The organism is Desulfoconvexum algidum (assembly GCF_055382125.1).
This window is the reverse complement of record NZ_AP042394.1, coordinates 1,648,713-1,661,837: the sequence shown is the minus strand read 5'-3', so window position 1 is coordinate 1,661,837 and position 13,125 is coordinate 1,648,713. Positions and strand designations below refer to the sequence as shown.

15 protein-coding genes are annotated in these 13,125 nt (G+C 44.3%); 4 read left to right on the top strand and 11 right to left on the bottom strand.

What is annotated here, in order from left to right:
- Nucleotides 1–6 precede the first annotated feature (6 nt).
- The 10 genes from ACZ45G_RS07590 to ACZ45G_RS07545 all read right to left on the bottom strand — a co-directional run bounded on the left by ACZ45G_RS07590 (nucleotide 7) and on the right by ACZ45G_RS07545 (nucleotide 6,917).
- Nucleotides 7–471 carry a YehS family protein gene (locus ACZ45G_RS07590; protein WP_464176625.1) on the bottom strand — a complete coding sequence of 155 codons (465 nt, stop codon included), beginning with the start codon at nucleotides 469–471 and terminating at the stop codon, nucleotides 7–9.
- Nucleotides 472–491: 20 nt separating this feature from the next.
- Nucleotides 492–998 (bottom strand): GNAT family N-acetyltransferase, encoded by a 507-nt coding sequence (locus ACZ45G_RS07585; protein WP_464176622.1) that lies wholly within the window; start codon nucleotides 996–998, stop codon nucleotides 492–494.
- Nucleotides 995–2,467 (bottom strand): DEAD/DEAH box helicase, encoded by a 1,473-nt coding sequence (locus tag ACZ45G_RS07580; protein ID WP_464176620.1) that lies wholly within the window; start codon nucleotides 2,465–2,467, stop codon nucleotides 995–997. Before ACZ45G_RS07580 ends, ACZ45G_RS07585 begins: the two co-directional genes overlap by 4 nt.
- 249 nt (nucleotides 2,468–2,716) lie before the next feature.
- Nucleotides 2,717–2,818, bottom strand: coding sequence for a methionine/alanine import family NSS transporter small subunit (locus ACZ45G_RS07575; protein ID WP_464176618.1), 102 nt, complete (start codon nucleotides 2,816–2,818; stop codon nucleotides 2,717–2,719).
- Nucleotides 2,819–2,847: 29 nt separating this feature from the next.
- Entirely contained in the window at nucleotides 2,848–4,323 is a 1,476-nt protein-coding gene (locus ACZ45G_RS07570; protein WP_464176616.1) for a sodium-dependent transporter, read from the bottom strand.
- Nucleotides 4,324–4,486: 163 nt separating this feature from the next.
- Complete coding sequence (locus tag ACZ45G_RS07565) at nucleotides 4,487–5,161, bottom strand: DUF2293 domain-containing protein (RefSeq protein WP_464176614.1); 675 nt, start codon at nucleotides 5,159–5,161, stop codon at nucleotides 4,487–4,489.
- Nucleotides 5,158–5,523: a translation initiation factor Sui1 gene (locus ACZ45G_RS07560; RefSeq protein WP_464176612.1), complete on the bottom strand. Its 366-nt coding sequence runs from the start codon at nucleotides 5,521–5,523 to the stop codon at nucleotides 5,158–5,160. Before ACZ45G_RS07560 ends, ACZ45G_RS07565 begins: the two co-directional genes overlap by 4 nt.
- A gap of 26 nt (nucleotides 5,524–5,549) precedes the next feature.
- The gene (gene trmB, locus ACZ45G_RS07555) at nucleotides 5,550–6,239 is read right to left on the bottom strand and encodes a tRNA (guanosine(46)-N7)-methyltransferase TrmB (RefSeq protein WP_464176610.1); all 690 of its coding nucleotides are present in this window, start codon (nucleotides 6,237–6,239) and stop codon (nucleotides 5,550–5,552) included.
- A gap of 22 nt (nucleotides 6,240–6,261) precedes the next feature.
- Complete coding sequence (locus ACZ45G_RS07550) at nucleotides 6,262–6,651, bottom strand: YajD family HNH nuclease (protein ID WP_464176608.1); 390 nt, start codon at nucleotides 6,649–6,651, stop codon at nucleotides 6,262–6,264.
- Nucleotides 6,652–6,761: 110 nt separating this feature from the next.
- Nucleotides 6,762–6,917 carry a hypothetical protein gene (locus ACZ45G_RS07545; protein ID WP_464176605.1) on the bottom strand — a complete coding sequence of 52 codons (156 nt, stop codon included), beginning with the start codon at nucleotides 6,915–6,917 and terminating at the stop codon, nucleotides 6,762–6,764.
- Nucleotides 6,918–7,393: 476 nt separating this feature from the next.
- On the opposite strand from ACZ45G_RS07545, the gene ACZ45G_RS07540 reads away from it, so the two are divergent.
- Nucleotides 7,394–9,313 carry a S9 family peptidase gene (locus ACZ45G_RS07540; RefSeq protein ID WP_464176603.1) on the top strand — a complete coding sequence of 640 codons (1,920 nt, stop codon included), beginning with the start codon at nucleotides 7,394–7,396 and terminating at the stop codon, nucleotides 9,311–9,313.
- A gap of 177 nt (nucleotides 9,314–9,490) precedes the next feature.
- On the opposite strand, the gene ACZ45G_RS07535 is transcribed toward ACZ45G_RS07540, so the two are convergent.
- Nucleotides 9,491–10,405, bottom strand: a complete 915-nt coding sequence (locus ACZ45G_RS07535) for an HD-GYP domain-containing protein (RefSeq protein WP_464176601.1) — start codon at nucleotides 10,403–10,405, stop codon at nucleotides 9,491–9,493.
- Nucleotides 10,406–11,144: 739 nt separating this feature from the next.
- Here ACZ45G_RS07535 and ACZ45G_RS07530 point away from each other — a divergent pair.
- The 3 genes from ACZ45G_RS07530 to ACZ45G_RS07520 all read left to right on the top strand — a co-directional run bounded on the left by ACZ45G_RS07530 (nucleotide 11,145) and on the right by ACZ45G_RS07520 (nucleotide 13,082).
- Entirely contained in the window at nucleotides 11,145–11,849 is a 705-nt protein-coding gene (locus tag ACZ45G_RS07530; protein ID WP_464176599.1) for a YkgJ family cysteine cluster protein, read from the top strand.
- Nucleotides 11,850–12,115: 266 nt separating this feature from the next.
- The gene (locus ACZ45G_RS07525; protein ID WP_464176597.1) at nucleotides 12,116–12,463 is read left to right on the top strand and encodes a hypothetical protein; all 348 of its coding nucleotides are present in this window, start codon (nucleotides 12,116–12,118) and stop codon (nucleotides 12,461–12,463) included.
- A gap of 118 nt (nucleotides 12,464–12,581) precedes the next feature.
- Complete coding sequence (locus tag ACZ45G_RS07520) at nucleotides 12,582–13,082, top strand: CBS domain-containing protein (RefSeq protein ID WP_464176595.1); 501 nt, start codon at nucleotides 12,582–12,584, stop codon at nucleotides 13,080–13,082.
- Nucleotides 13,083–13,125 lie beyond the last annotated feature (43 nt).

Here is a 13,125-nt window from a genome sequence, read left to right as displayed (position 1 = left end):
GTTTAATTAAATTTGCGGGCGATATTTAAGCTGAACACCCTTTAAAAAATTGCGAAGCACCTGGTCTTTGCAGGCGCGGTAATGCCTGTTCTCAGGTTTCCTGAAAAACGCACTCAATTCGGGCTTGCTGATACGCACATCTGTCATATTCATGATGTCGATAATATCCTCTGCCTTCAGATCCAATGCAATTCTTAGTTTTCTAAAAATAATATTATTGGTTAACACCTGTTCAGGCTCGGGCTGGGGGCCTTCTTTTTTCCCCCGTCTATCAATGATAAACCCATTTAAAAAAACGGCCAGCTGAACATCGCCGCATTCCTGAAATGCCGGGTCATCCTCTTTTTTCAGCCAGTCGCTGATCTGACTCCGGGTCACCGGAAGCTCTGCCAGGCCAAACACAGCCATCATTTTTGAATCGCTATAATCAAAGGTATAGCGGATACGGCGAAGGATATCATTATTGGTCATACTCTTTTCCTTATCTATACTTAATAAATTATGTCACCCTTTATATCACACGGACGAAGGTGCGTGTTAAATAAAAAACCCGTGCCCTTAAAAGAAGCCTTTGATTTTTCAATAAATTGACCCGTGGTATAAGAGGAGACCACCTTTCTCCAAAACATTCGGGCATCCTTATTCTTTAGGGTGACGGCGACTTCCCAAGGGCCAGGATGCTTGTCAAAACTATATTCGGCCAATTTTCTCCCCTGCCCGCTTCGTCCATGCTGTTTTTGAATATAGAACTCTGCCATGGCAAAACCATCACCATTGAACCGCAAGTGTTGATTGACCTGAGCAAAGCCAACGATCGATTCTGATTCCTTGAGAACATAAATTACTCGCGCTTCTGCCATGAAGTCGTCTTGTAAATTCTTGATCCCCCCTTCACACCAGGCATCAAAGTTATAAATGGTATAAAATTTTCGCATCCACCCCAGATACTCTCTGAAAATCGGAATTATGTCTTGGATGGTTTCCAGCCGGGCAATCATGATCTCCTATTTTTTTTCCCCCTGGGGTTGCCTTTTTTGGAAGATTGGGGAGAACGGGATCCAGGCCTGGGCGAATTTTTACCCGTCTTTTTGCTATTCCGGGTAGATCGGGATTTTGTTTTACCGCCCGGCGCTTTATCACCGGGTGTTTTATCCCTTTCTGTTTTGGCCCGATCTGTTTTGGCCCGATCTGTTTTGGCCCGATCTGTTTTGGCAGTGACCGCTTTACCACGCTGCTTTGTAATTTTTCTTTGATCGACAATCTCTCGAATGGCCTTGTCTGCCTTTTTTTCACTGGAAGGATTGTTGGGTCGCAATAGCACAAAATCAGGAACCACGCCCCCAATGGTAAACCCACTTACCTCTTCCCTGGGAATCTTTTGCTTGAGCAGGGCTTCAATGGCCTTTAAATGAGCCCTTTCTTCAGGACTGACAAGGGAGACGGCAATGCCACTGACCCCTGCCCGCCCGGTCCGGCCGATGCGGTGGATATAATCTTCGGGAACTTGGGGCATATCGTAATTTACCACATGGGGCAGATTGCTGATATCAAGCCCCCTTGCCGCCACATCTGTTGCCACCAGGGTACGGATTTCCCCGTTCTTGAACTCTTTGAGGGTGCGGGTTCTAAAGGACTGGCTCTTATTGCCATGGAGGGCAGCAGCAGATATTCCTTTTTCAAGCAGCCTCTCGGTGAGCTTGTTTGCCCCGAATTTTGTGCGGACAAAAACCAATATCTGACTCCAGCGTCCCTGGGTTATCAGATGGATGAGCAGGTCCCGTTTATGGGATTTGTTCACCAGGTGAACCTTCTGGACTATGGATTCTGCTGCTGTATTGCTGGGGGTTACCTCTATATAGTCCGGTTCCGCCAGCATTCGTTTGGCAAGATCCCGGATCTGTTGGGTATAGGTGGCGGAGAACAGCATGGTTCTGCGGTCTTCCGGAACCAGTTCCAGAACCTCGGAAATTTCCTTACTGAATCCCAGGTCCAGCATTCTATCTGCCTCATCAAAGACCAAAAATTTTATCTGGGATAAATTCAGATCCCTATGACCGGCAAGATCCAAAAGCCGGCCCGGTGTGGCCACAAGGATATCAATCCCCCGCTTGAGCCGATCTATCTGGGGGTCGATGTTAACCCCGCCGTAAACAACAGTGCACCGAATAGACACCCGCCGTCCATAAGCCTTGATACTATCCCCCACCTGGAGAGCAAGTTCCCTGGTGGGCGCCAGGATAAGGGCCCGGGGGTGTTTCCTTTTGTTATTGCCCCGGCTCAACAATTCAACCAGGGGCAGGGCAAATGCATCCGTTTTTCCCGTTCCTGTCTGAGCCCGGGCAAGAATATCCCTGCCCTCAAGAATTGCCGGAATAACCCGGGTCTGAATGGGAGTGGGAGTGGTATACCCCTTGGACTTAACGGCATTAAGCAATTCGACCCGAAGGCCAAGTTCATCAAATGACATGAATTATCTTCTCTTAAATTTTATGGTTTCTCCTGCACTGGAACTTATACCATAATTAGGCAAGAATGTCCCATCATTTCCAGGACATTTAAGGTAATCGCATGTAAATCGCGGATGAAAAGCAACGAATCCCCGCCACCCCGGGAGAAATTCCCCCAGGGTATCGGTAACGGCTGTTAGATCAAAGCACTGTTGAGCATGAGATGGCAAAAAAGATTTGCCCAGTCAACGATGAGCGCATTGGGCAAGTTAGATTTTTTTTTTCTTCAGGGCAATGGTAATGCAAACCACAGCGCCTCCCCAGGTAACGCCCAGACCAAGAACCATCATAACGATTGCAGATGTTGTCATGTTTTGTCTCCTCTTTTTTTTTACGCTAATTATTTCCGGGCTTTTTTCAAGCTGTCTGCCTGAAAAATAAAACTTAAAACCAGAATGATGATTACCAAAAACCACCCGAAAAATAAGAGTGACTTCATGGGATATCCGCCATAGGGAGTTTTAATGTCCCCCACAAGGTTGGCAATACTCATATACCCAAGAACGGCAGGAGTGATGATTTTAATGCAGAAAACCCACCAGGCACCAACCCTAAAATCCGATATCTTGTTAATATGGTCCTGAATGACCTCCAGCCGACACACCCAGGTGAGGAAAATAATTTCAACCAACCCTGTAGCCAGGACCCCAAAATTATTAATAAACCGGTCCACGATATCCAGGACCAGCAGACCGCTGTGGGTTGCAAATATAACCCCTGAAGCAAGACCAACCAGACAATAAATCGTCACTGCCTTTTTCCTGTTAATATCAAATTTTTCCATGAGAGACGCCACTGAAACCTCACAGATGGAAACCATGGAACTGAGTCCGGCAAAAATCAGGGCAAGAAAAAAAAGAGTGCCAAACAAAACAGGACCGGGAAGGCTGTTAATGGCCCTGGGGATGGTCACAAAGGCCAGTCCCACACCCGAGCTGACCACCTTGTCAACGCCAACCCCCTGGTTCAGTGCCATGTTACCCAGCACGGAAAACACCAATACCCCGCACAGGATGCTGAATCCGCAATTTACAAAGGCGGTGATAAAGGCATTATTAGTAATGTCAGACTCCTTTGGCAGGTAACTTGAATAGGTCAGCATGATGGCGAATCCAATACTCAAAGAGAAAAATATCTGGCCATAGGCAGCCATCCAGACCTTGAAATTAAGAAGAGCGCCAAAATCAGGCTTAAACATCCAGTTCAACCCCTCAAGGGAGCCTTCAAGGGTCACGGCCCTGATGGTAATAATCAGGATCATTATAAATAAAAGGGGCATAAAAAATTTACTGGCAGCCTCAATCCCCTTTTTCACCCCTTTAAAGAGCACAAACCAGCAGATACCCCAGGCGCCGGCAATCGAAGCAAAAATTGGCCAGCGAATCCCCCCGAATTCCAAGGGACTGTCCGACAGCTGAAGATAGGATTTAAAAAAGAAATCCCCGGTGTCCTGTCCCCATCCTAGGTTAAAGGCCAGGAAAAAATAGGATATCGACCAGCCCACAATGGCCACATAATAGATGGAAATAATAAAAGACACCAGGATCTGCCACCATCCCAACCATTCCCATTTGGAAGAAAGCCGGGCAAAGATCTGGGGGGCAGACCCTCTCATTTTATGCCCGGTTCCAAATTCTAGTATCATAAAAGGGATACCGGCCGTCAACATGGCAAAAAGATAGGGGATAAAAAATGCCCCGCCACCGTTTTCATAGGCCACATAGGGAAACCGCCAGATATTTCCCAGGCCGATGGCCGACCCGATGGCAGCCAATATAAATCCTGTTCGGGTTCCCCATTGTTCTCGTTTTTTCAAAAGACTCACTCCTTATTTATTAAAATAAACCAATAAAAAACGAGTAAATACAGCATTTTCTATTTTTAGTCAAAGGCTAAAAAATACTTTTCTAATTGGCAGGGATTTTTTTACAACCGAGCATTATGGATCTCGATGAAGCATACCGGCACCCCCATCGACCTCAGACCAATGCCTTTTTCAGGGGACAATTTTCAACAATTTCCCTGCCCTGGCGGTAGGCGTGGAGTATTTCCATGGATTTTAGGGCCAAAGCCTTACGGACTTCCCGCCTCTTTCCTTTTATCCGGGGAATAGGCATTGAATCATAGGCAGTGGTCTGATGGCGCATCCAGGCAATAGCAGCTGCCCCGGCGCGTTGGGCAATGGGAATTCTCTTGGTTCTGGCAACGGTTCCACTGTTGACAGGGGTGGCATGGGCGGTAATTTTTTCCCCCAGAAGCCTTGCCTCTTTCTGATATCGTGGATGAAAATTGAGGAAGCCGATAACTTCGGCAAGAAACTCACTGACATAGGCCTCCTGCCGTGCCTTTTGCCGGGCAAGATCCCTGTGTCGTTGTTTTGCATATTCAGGGGTTGACCGCCTGGCCTGGATCTCTTGTTGGGAGTTCAAGATATCTGCCCCATTGGCCCAGATTCCCTTTGAGATCATCCGTCTGCCCTTGCGGACCTGTACAACCCAGACCTTTCCCTTGGATTTTACGCTTTTGGTAATGGCAGCATCACCAGCAGGAAGAAAGGCCCAGTCTTCCGGCGGCATCAGTGCATCCCCGGATTCAGAAAGAAGAGACCCCTTTGTCTGGCCGGGCACAACGATTTTGTGACCATTCCCCTTCACCCACCGCACCGTTTAACTTTGTAGCCCAGCAGGCCCAATTCCTTTTCCAGCATATCCCTGTGATCCCCCTGGATTTCAATGATCCCAGCCTTTAAACTACCCCCGCTCCCACACTTTTGTTTAAGGGTTTTTGCTATTTTTTTTAATTCATCCTTTTCCAGGAGCAATCCGGTTATCAGCGTGACACCCTTTCCTTTTCGCCCCTTTGTTTCCCTCATCAGCCGGACAATACCATCACCTTCAGGGAGGGATACATTTTTCCGGCAGCTACAATTTTCCTTGGGGTTGTTACACCGGGGACACATCCTTCCAAATTCCGTGGAAAAAACCAGGCCCCCTTTGTTCCGAAAACTTTTTGCCATATTGTCACCCTATAATTCTCTGTAGCTTAATTGAGTGTAAATGCCAGATACTTGATAATAGCGCCCTTGGACTGTGCCGCCTGTTCAAAGGCCGAAACAATGTCACGCGCACCCAATTGGTTGTCCTTCGCTCCATAGATATCACCTTCATGGATGTCATCTTCATGAATATCATCCACTGCTGCAACCTCCTGCCCCCCCCATGCGTGGACAGATTCCCGGGTATAATTAAAAAGCGATTCACTGTCGGTTTTTAAATGGACCTGCCCTCCGGGAACCAGCAAGTGGGCATAGGTATCTAAAAACAAAGGAGCAGACAACCGATTCTTGATGCTCCGGTTCTTTAAATGGGGGTCAGGGAAGGTCAACCAGATCTCATGAATAGACTGTTGAATAAAAAAATCTTGGATGCGCTCAATCCGCGCCTGGATGAACATTACATTTTCAAGGCCCCGGGCCATGGCCTTTTCAGCCCCCACACAGATGCGATGGCTCTTGCTGTCAATTCCCAGATACAATTTGCCGGGATTTACAGCGGCAAAGCCAAGACTATGTTCTCCCTTGCCGCAGCCAAGTTCTAGCACTTTTTCCATGTCCCGGTACCCCTGTGCATACCAGGGATACCCCATGGGCAATTTTGATTCGCCAAACTGGGTAAAGGTCACATTGGGCAGATGTTTGACACGTTCATACTTGTGAAGTTTTGTTTTTGCCATTATAACCTGCCCATACTTTCATTTATTCAGGCAGTTTGCCCTTTAATAAATCCCCCAGTCCGGCAAAGGGATTATCCGAAAAGTCCTTGTCCGGGGAGCTGACTTGGGACCTGTCCTCGGGCCCGTCAGCATAGGCATCGGCAACCTGGTCACGGGAATGTTCATTGTCATGGCAATAAATGCACAGCAGCTCCCAATTGCTGCCGTCTGGGGGATTGTTATCATGGTTGTGGTCTTTATGGTGAACTGTCAGCTCTTTGAGTCGTTTACCTTCGAACTCCCGACCACAATGGCCGCAGATCCAAGGGAACATTTTGAGGGCTTTTTCCCGGTAGGTTTTTTCACGATCCCGCTGGCTGTTGTGGGCCTCTGAAACAATCTGTCTGATATTTTTATCATCCGCTGAAGACATTATAGATCCTCCCTGGCATAATTCAAAACTTTCATCATCTTAAAAGGTCTTTTCCATACCATATTCCAGGGATGGGGTCATTCTTTTTTTATGGAAATCATCTCCTTTTCCTATCTATCAAAAAAATCACTTTGTCTACTCTGCTGGTAAAGTTTGAAGGATGCATTAAAGGCAGGCTGCATCAAAAAGCGTTTACAGGCGATCTTGTATTCCTGGGTATAGGATTCCATTTCACGGTATGGGCCCAAAAGAAATTTGTGACCCATAAGCGCCTCTTTCAAAAAACCCATGCTACCCACGAACTGAGTTTCATTTTGTGATAAAACAATTTGGGGTTCCTATTTTTCTCTGCAAAAAAAGGAAAAGACCTTTTTCGACTTATCTTCGGGTATCCGATATGTTAAAAAATGCGCCTGTGAAATTTTGATTACTGAAATTTCAGACAATAGGTCCCTTTGCAGGATGTACACCTTAGGGCAAATAAACAGCCGAAGGCACCGTTTAAACCTCCCAATCCGTATCCAAGTCTGTGGATGGATATAAAAAAATAGGTGGTGGATTTGAGGAACTCATGGGGCTTGCCTTTTTCAAAGGAAATCTGGTATTTTATAGGGTGGCATTTAAGCCTCGCCTGGTCATAAAGTTAATGGCCCTGCTGATGAAAAAGAAGAACTATAGCCCCAGGCTTATGACTGGAAAAATAAGAACCGAAAATTGCTTAGAATCCAGAGAAAAGGAAAAAATGGATATTCGACAAAAAATAAATATCATTCTCATCGGCGTGTTAACCATTGGTTTGCTAACTGGCTGTAGCTATCTGCAAGGTGAACCAGCACTGATTCCAATGAAATCATTTTTTAAAAATCCGGAAAAGACCGGGTTCCAGCTCTCTCCGGATGGCACGTCACTGGCATTCATGAAACCCTGGAAAAACCGGATGAATGTGTTTATTCAAACAATAGGGGACCCCGGCGAAAAAAGGGTCACCCGATCAACGGCAAGGGATATTGCCGGTTTTTTCTGGGCCAACAACAATCGTATCGCCTTTCTCCAGGACAGGGGCGGCAATGAAAATTTTCATCTGTTTGCCGTAGACACGGATGGAAGCAATCTAAAAGAGTTAACCCCCTTTGAGGAGGTCCGGGTCCAGATTGTTGATGACCTGGAAGAGATAGAAGATGAAATGCTCATCGGTATGAACAGGAGAGACCCCCGTGTATTTGATGTATACCGTATCAACATCGATACCGGCAGGATGGAGATGATTGCCGAAAACCCGGGAAACATCCAGGGATGGCTCACGGACAATGATGGCAGACTCAGAATGGCAATGGCCACAGATGGTGTTAACCAATCTCTGCTGTACAGGAAAACGGAAAAAGAGCCGTTTAAAACCATTGTCACCACAAATTTTAAAGAGAAACTCTCCCCTTTGTTTTTCACCTATGACAACCGGTTTGTCTATATGGCATCCAACCTTGGCCGGGACAAAACCGCTGTTTACAAATATGACATTGCTGACAATAAAGCCCTGGAATTGATCTATGAACACCCGGATGTCGATGTTTCCCATCTTTTGAGAAGCAAAAAGCGCATGAAAATCACCGGAGTGGCCTATGTGACAGACAAACGCCATTATCATTTTTTTGATGACCAAAGAGAGGCGCTCCAGGCAGATCTGGAAAAACGCCTTCCCGGTTATGAAATCAATATTGCCAGCAGCAGCCGGGATGAAACAAGGATCTTGGTGAGAACCTACAGTGATAAATCCCTGGGGGCCTATTATTTTTATGATTTAACAGCCAAAAAATTCATAAAAATAGCGGATGTGAGTCCATGGCTGGATGAAAAAATGATGTGCGATCAAAAACCGATCTCCTATGAATCCCGTGACGGGCTGACCATCCATGGCTACCTGACCCTTCCCAGGCGTGGTGGGACTCAAAATCTTCCGGTTGTCGTGAATCCCCATGGCGGCCCATGGGCAAGGGATTACTGGGGCTTCAATGCCGAAGCCCAGTTTCTTGCAAACCGTGGATATGCAGTGCTGCAGATGAATTTCAGGGGATCGACGGGCTATGGTAAAACTTTCTGGCAGGCTGGCTTTAAAAAATGGGGAAAAGAGATGCAGAATGATATCTCCGACGGTGTGGCCTGGCTGATAGGCAAGGGGATTGCCGATCCAGCCCGGATCGGTATTTATGGCGGCTCCTACGGCGGCTACGCAACCCTTGCTGGGATGGCATTTACCCCGGAGCTCTATGCCTGTGGCGTTGACTATGTTGGCGTTTCCAATATTTTCACACTGCTTTCAACCCTGCCACCGTACTGGGAGCCTGGCAGACAAAAATTCTATGAAATGATTGGTGATCCGGTAAAAGACCGCGCGCTTTTAGAAGCTATTTCCCCGGTATTTCATGCCGATAAAATCAAAGCGCCCCTGTTGGTGGCCCAGGGGGCAAATGACCCCAGAGTTAAGAAAGCCGAAGCCGACCAGATTGTCAACGCCTTAAAAAAACGCAATATTGACGTTCCCTATATGCTCAAGGAAAATGAAGGCCATGGATTTCATAATGAGGAAAACCGATTTGATTTCTACCGGGCCATGGAACTATTCCTGGGCAGGCATCTCGGAGGTAGAGTGGAGAAGATAGCAGGGTAAAATCCCCGTTCCCTTCTCCACAGCTGCGTTTGCAGGGTTAAAAAATAAAAAATTCGCTTGCAGATGCTGTTTTAAAATGAATATCCATTTTGCCCCCGTCAAATTGATAAGGCACAAGTTCAAAAATAAATCACCCTAGTATAAATATGAAGTGCAAACCAATAAATTTTAAAAAAATTACTTAGTCAAACACGCTGTGAATTTTTTAAATAACCCTTTTGCAAATTTTTTCTCATAGATTTCATCTTTGATAATACTTAATGACTCATAAGGTTTCTTTTTTTTTCTGAAAAGTTTGCTTCGATAGGTGAGAGATTCGTAACTGTCTATCAACCCTATAAGCTGACCGTATGCTGATATTCGGTTTAATCCTTTTGGGTAACCACTACCATCAAGGCGTTCATGGTGTTCCATAACAACTGTAGGAATGGCCATGTCAAAATTTGTGTTCTCGATTATAGTAGCATGTCCTAACTCTGGGTGAGTCGTGTACGTTTCAAACTGCTTGTCTGTTAATCGCTTCGGGGTTTCGATCAGTTCCTTTTCAATTTTGGCGCAACCAATATCGTGAACCAGTGCCGCCATAGATAACTGTTGGGTATCAGTTTCTGAGAGTCTATGAAAAAAACAAAATTGCAAGACCAAAGCGGTGACATTAACCGTATGCTCTATCAAGACGGATGAATTAGAACCTAATTGGGTTAGCAAAGCCATGGCTGCATGGTCTTTACTGTATCGTCCTATAAGGATTTCAACCGTTTCTGGGAGAGAATTTATATTTTTTTCCTGCCCAGGTGTTAGGGCTTCATTTACTATATTCGTTAATGCTTGGCGAATTTCTCTTAACCTGCCTTCGGATACCTTTTTTGCAAAATCCTTATTTAAAGCTTTTGTAAGTTCAATCCTTGCTTTTTCCTTGTCGGCATAATGAATATACATACTAGGATGATTCCCCGAACTCAAGCGGCTATCATCCAAATAGTCGCCCTTTTTTTTATATAGGCGATATTCTTTGTTTGCGGTCTTGTAGAAAAAAGGTATGTTTTTGAATAATGGAATTTGGGATTTTTTTATGAGAATATAATCTGTCATGGTAGCGAACAACCTAAATCATCTGATTCAAAAAAAATATTATTTTGCGTATTGGGATGTAGTCCAAGTCGCTATCACATCAATTTAAAAGGTTGATACTAAACTGAGGTAGCCTTTGTCAATCAATACAATTTTATTTGATCTCTTTTCGATATACTGAGGCAGTTCCTGTTTCAAGTTCATCATTCCTGAAAGTCATAGAAATTTACACTCTTGGCAGTATTTTTCAATTTTTTCAAAAATTCCATTGATCCAAATTTCCAAAATTCATGTGATAACCCGGCACTTCGAAAAATTTTCAGAGCAGGAAAAAATATCCAGTTTAAAATACTTAAAAAGGATGTTCTCGATGAAATTATATTCGGGAGAAAAAGATTAAACCTGAGATCAGAATTTTCCCTATAACCGATGCCGGGGCAAGGTTGGTTGTTAAAAAGGCAGGAAATTTAGTGAATGTCAAAGTCAGGCCACATGATCTTCGAAGACATGCTGCAATATGCATCTCGTTCCGGCACACCGCTTGAGATTGTCAACAAGGTGTTGTTACGCCATTCAAAGCTCATATAATCTATTTTGAATTCAAACGTTTTCATCATTATATTACAATTTCTAAACAACGTTGGCGTGTATCTTTTCCCGATTTTTTCTTGTTATTTCTGGCTCCGCAGTTTACATATCACAGAGGTATGTCTCCAACCACCTCATTTCACGATGATAACATGATATGATGAGGTTTTTTATGTCACACGAGTTCAAGACCTTTCTAACAATGGCCCAGGCCATTGATGCTGTTGCAACTGATTTCGGACAGTACGGTCCCCAACCCGACCTGTTTCGTAAAATCGGCCCTTTGATTTTGGGAAATGATTTTAAAACCGGCATTTTAAATGGAGTCAAAAGAGCATGGGTTCGCTTGAATAGGAACCAGCCATTTACACCGGTGGATGATACCGCCTTGGGCTTCTATTTTATTCATGTGCTTGAGACCTCTGAAAAAGATACGGCAAGGATAGCTAAAATATGCGCTCTGGTTTTTCAAACACCTGCCAGACCAGGGGTGGGTGAGGGAGAATCCGGGGTATGGATTGACAGCCATATGAACGAGTTTGTCTGTAAACGATGCGGAAATTGTTGCCGCAAATTGGGAAATGTATGCCTCCGGGAAGACCGACAATTATGGGAGCGCCTTGGACGCAGAGATATCCTCTCCTGGGTGAAAGAGGAACAATTGGACGCCGGAGGGGTTCAATATCGAATTTGGATTGATCCACAAACGGGAAAACCAGCAGAATCATGCCCATTTCTTGCTCAGACGCCAGGGAAAGCCGCATTCTACTGCGCTATCCAGGCAGTCAAGCCTCTGGTGTGCTGGGAATATCCATTTACAAAAAAACATGCCCAGCATACTGGATGCAAGGGCTTTGAAGTCAATGAACGGAATTGAATCTCGTTAAAATTCACATCATCGGCACGACTGAAGTATAATTTTGGTAACATTTATTATGCAGGCTTTGGAATAATACATACGGGTATAATAATCCTTGACCTCAAAAATACTTCCATATGATATAAAAAATTATGGGAAAGTTGCAATTCTTTATCCTGGGGATTACGAGGTAAGGCGAAAAGCGACAACCGACAACAATAGGTTGGCCTCAATATTCGACTCATTGGCAAAATTAGGTATTCATGCCGAACAGGCAGTTTATAATGATGATTTTTGTAAAGAGGTTTGGCAGCACACATCCAGAGATTATTTTGAAAATGGGAACCAAGGACGTCTTATATCAAACCCAAAATATGGAATGGGGATGCGATACGCTATTGTATTCCAGTATAGATCAGCTTCGGTGTGAGCTACCTAAAAGCCTTGCTTCTGGAAGAGTTCGGGTACTTAAACAGTACCGAGGAAACGGCGGAAATGGTGTATGGAAAGTAGAGTTGCTGTCGGGGGATTCTTTGTCGAAGCATGAAGACATTGTACGTGTCCGCCATGCGAAGCGGGGTAGCATAGACTATATCATTTATGATGACACTAAGCTCATTGCTTTCAGGTAATTTGCTTAAATAGAATCATGTTTTGACTTTTTACAGGTTCATCAAAAAGGAGACTTGAAAAATTGTAGACCAGCACCGGAAAATTGCCAATAACACCTAATAAAAAAGGATCAGGCTTATGACGACAGAGATATATGCAAAAGATATTATGATAACAGATTTTGACAAAGTTGATTATAGAGAACCCATTGAAACTGCTATAAAGATGATTTTTAGTGGAAAAATCAGGAATACCGGAGATAAAACCACAAGCCTTATGGTTATTAATGAAGAGAATCACTTTGTTGGTATTATTACCATGTTTGATATTCTATATCATTTAAGGCCGGGCATTCTGAATTATGGCATGGTGGATGGAAAGGATATTTCTTGGGAAGGGCAGATAAAACTGTTCAAGAAAAAACTTATAAATAAGAAAGTTGGAGATATCATGAGTTCTGAAGTAGTTGGTGCTTTTCCGGAGGAACATCTTATGATACTCTTGGATCGGATGGTAAAATATAAGTATCACAGACTGCCGGTTTTAAAAAACAATGAGCCCATTGGTATTGTGTATATTTCTGATATCTATTTTCATCTTTTTGCAAGGGATGGATTAGTCAATCAACGGGGATTATAAAATAATATCAAAATATTTGTATTACAGGTACTTTTTAAAAAAG

Bases quoted from the DNA above. Each gene is read 5' to 3' on its own strand.
- ACZ45G_RS07550 (WP_464176608.1), bottom strand. From the start codon at position 6,651: ATGTCTTCAGCGGATGATAAAAATATCAGACAGATTGTTTCAGAGGCC.
- ACZ45G_RS07575 (WP_464176618.1), bottom strand. From the start codon at position 2,818: ATGACAACATCTGCAATCGTTATGATGGTTCTTGGTCTGGGCGTTACC.
- ACZ45G_RS07540 (WP_464176603.1), top strand. From the start codon at position 7,394: ATGGATATTCGACAAAAAATAAATATCATTCTCATCGGCGTGTTAACC.
- ACZ45G_RS07590 (WP_464176625.1), bottom strand. From the start codon at position 471: ATGACCAATAATGATATCCTTCGCCGTATCCGCTATACCTTTGATTAT.
- ACZ45G_RS07535 (WP_464176601.1), bottom strand. From the start codon at position 10,405: ATGACAGATTATATTCTCATAAAAAAATCCCAAATTCCATTATTCAAA.
- ACZ45G_RS07520 (WP_464176595.1), top strand. From the start codon at position 12,582: ATGACGACAGAGATATATGCAAAAGATATTATGATAACAGATTTTGAC.
- ACZ45G_RS07580 (WP_464176620.1), bottom strand. From the start codon at position 2,467: ATGTCATTTGATGAACTTGGCCTTCGGGTCGAATTGCTTAATGCCGTT.
- ACZ45G_RS07530 (WP_464176599.1), top strand. From the start codon at position 11,145: ATGTCACACGAGTTCAAGACCTTTCTAACAATGGCCCAGGCCATTGAT.
- trmB (WP_464176610.1), bottom strand. From the start codon at position 6,239: ATGGCAAAAACAAAACTTCACAAGTATGAACGTGTCAAACATCTGCCC.
- ACZ45G_RS07545 (WP_464176605.1), bottom strand. From the start codon at position 6,917: ATGGGTCACAAATTTCTTTTGGGCCCATACCGTGAAATGGAATCCTAT.
- ACZ45G_RS07585 (WP_464176622.1), bottom strand. From the start codon at position 998: ATGATTGCCCGGCTGGAAACCATCCAAGACATAATTCCGATTTTCAGA.
- ACZ45G_RS07525 (WP_464176597.1), top strand. From the start codon at position 12,116: ATGATGATTTTTGTAAAGAGGTTTGGCAGCACACATCCAGAGATTATT.
- ACZ45G_RS07560 (WP_464176612.1), bottom strand. From the start codon at position 5,523: ATGGCAAAAAGTTTTCGGAACAAAGGGGGCCTGGTTTTTTCCACGGAA.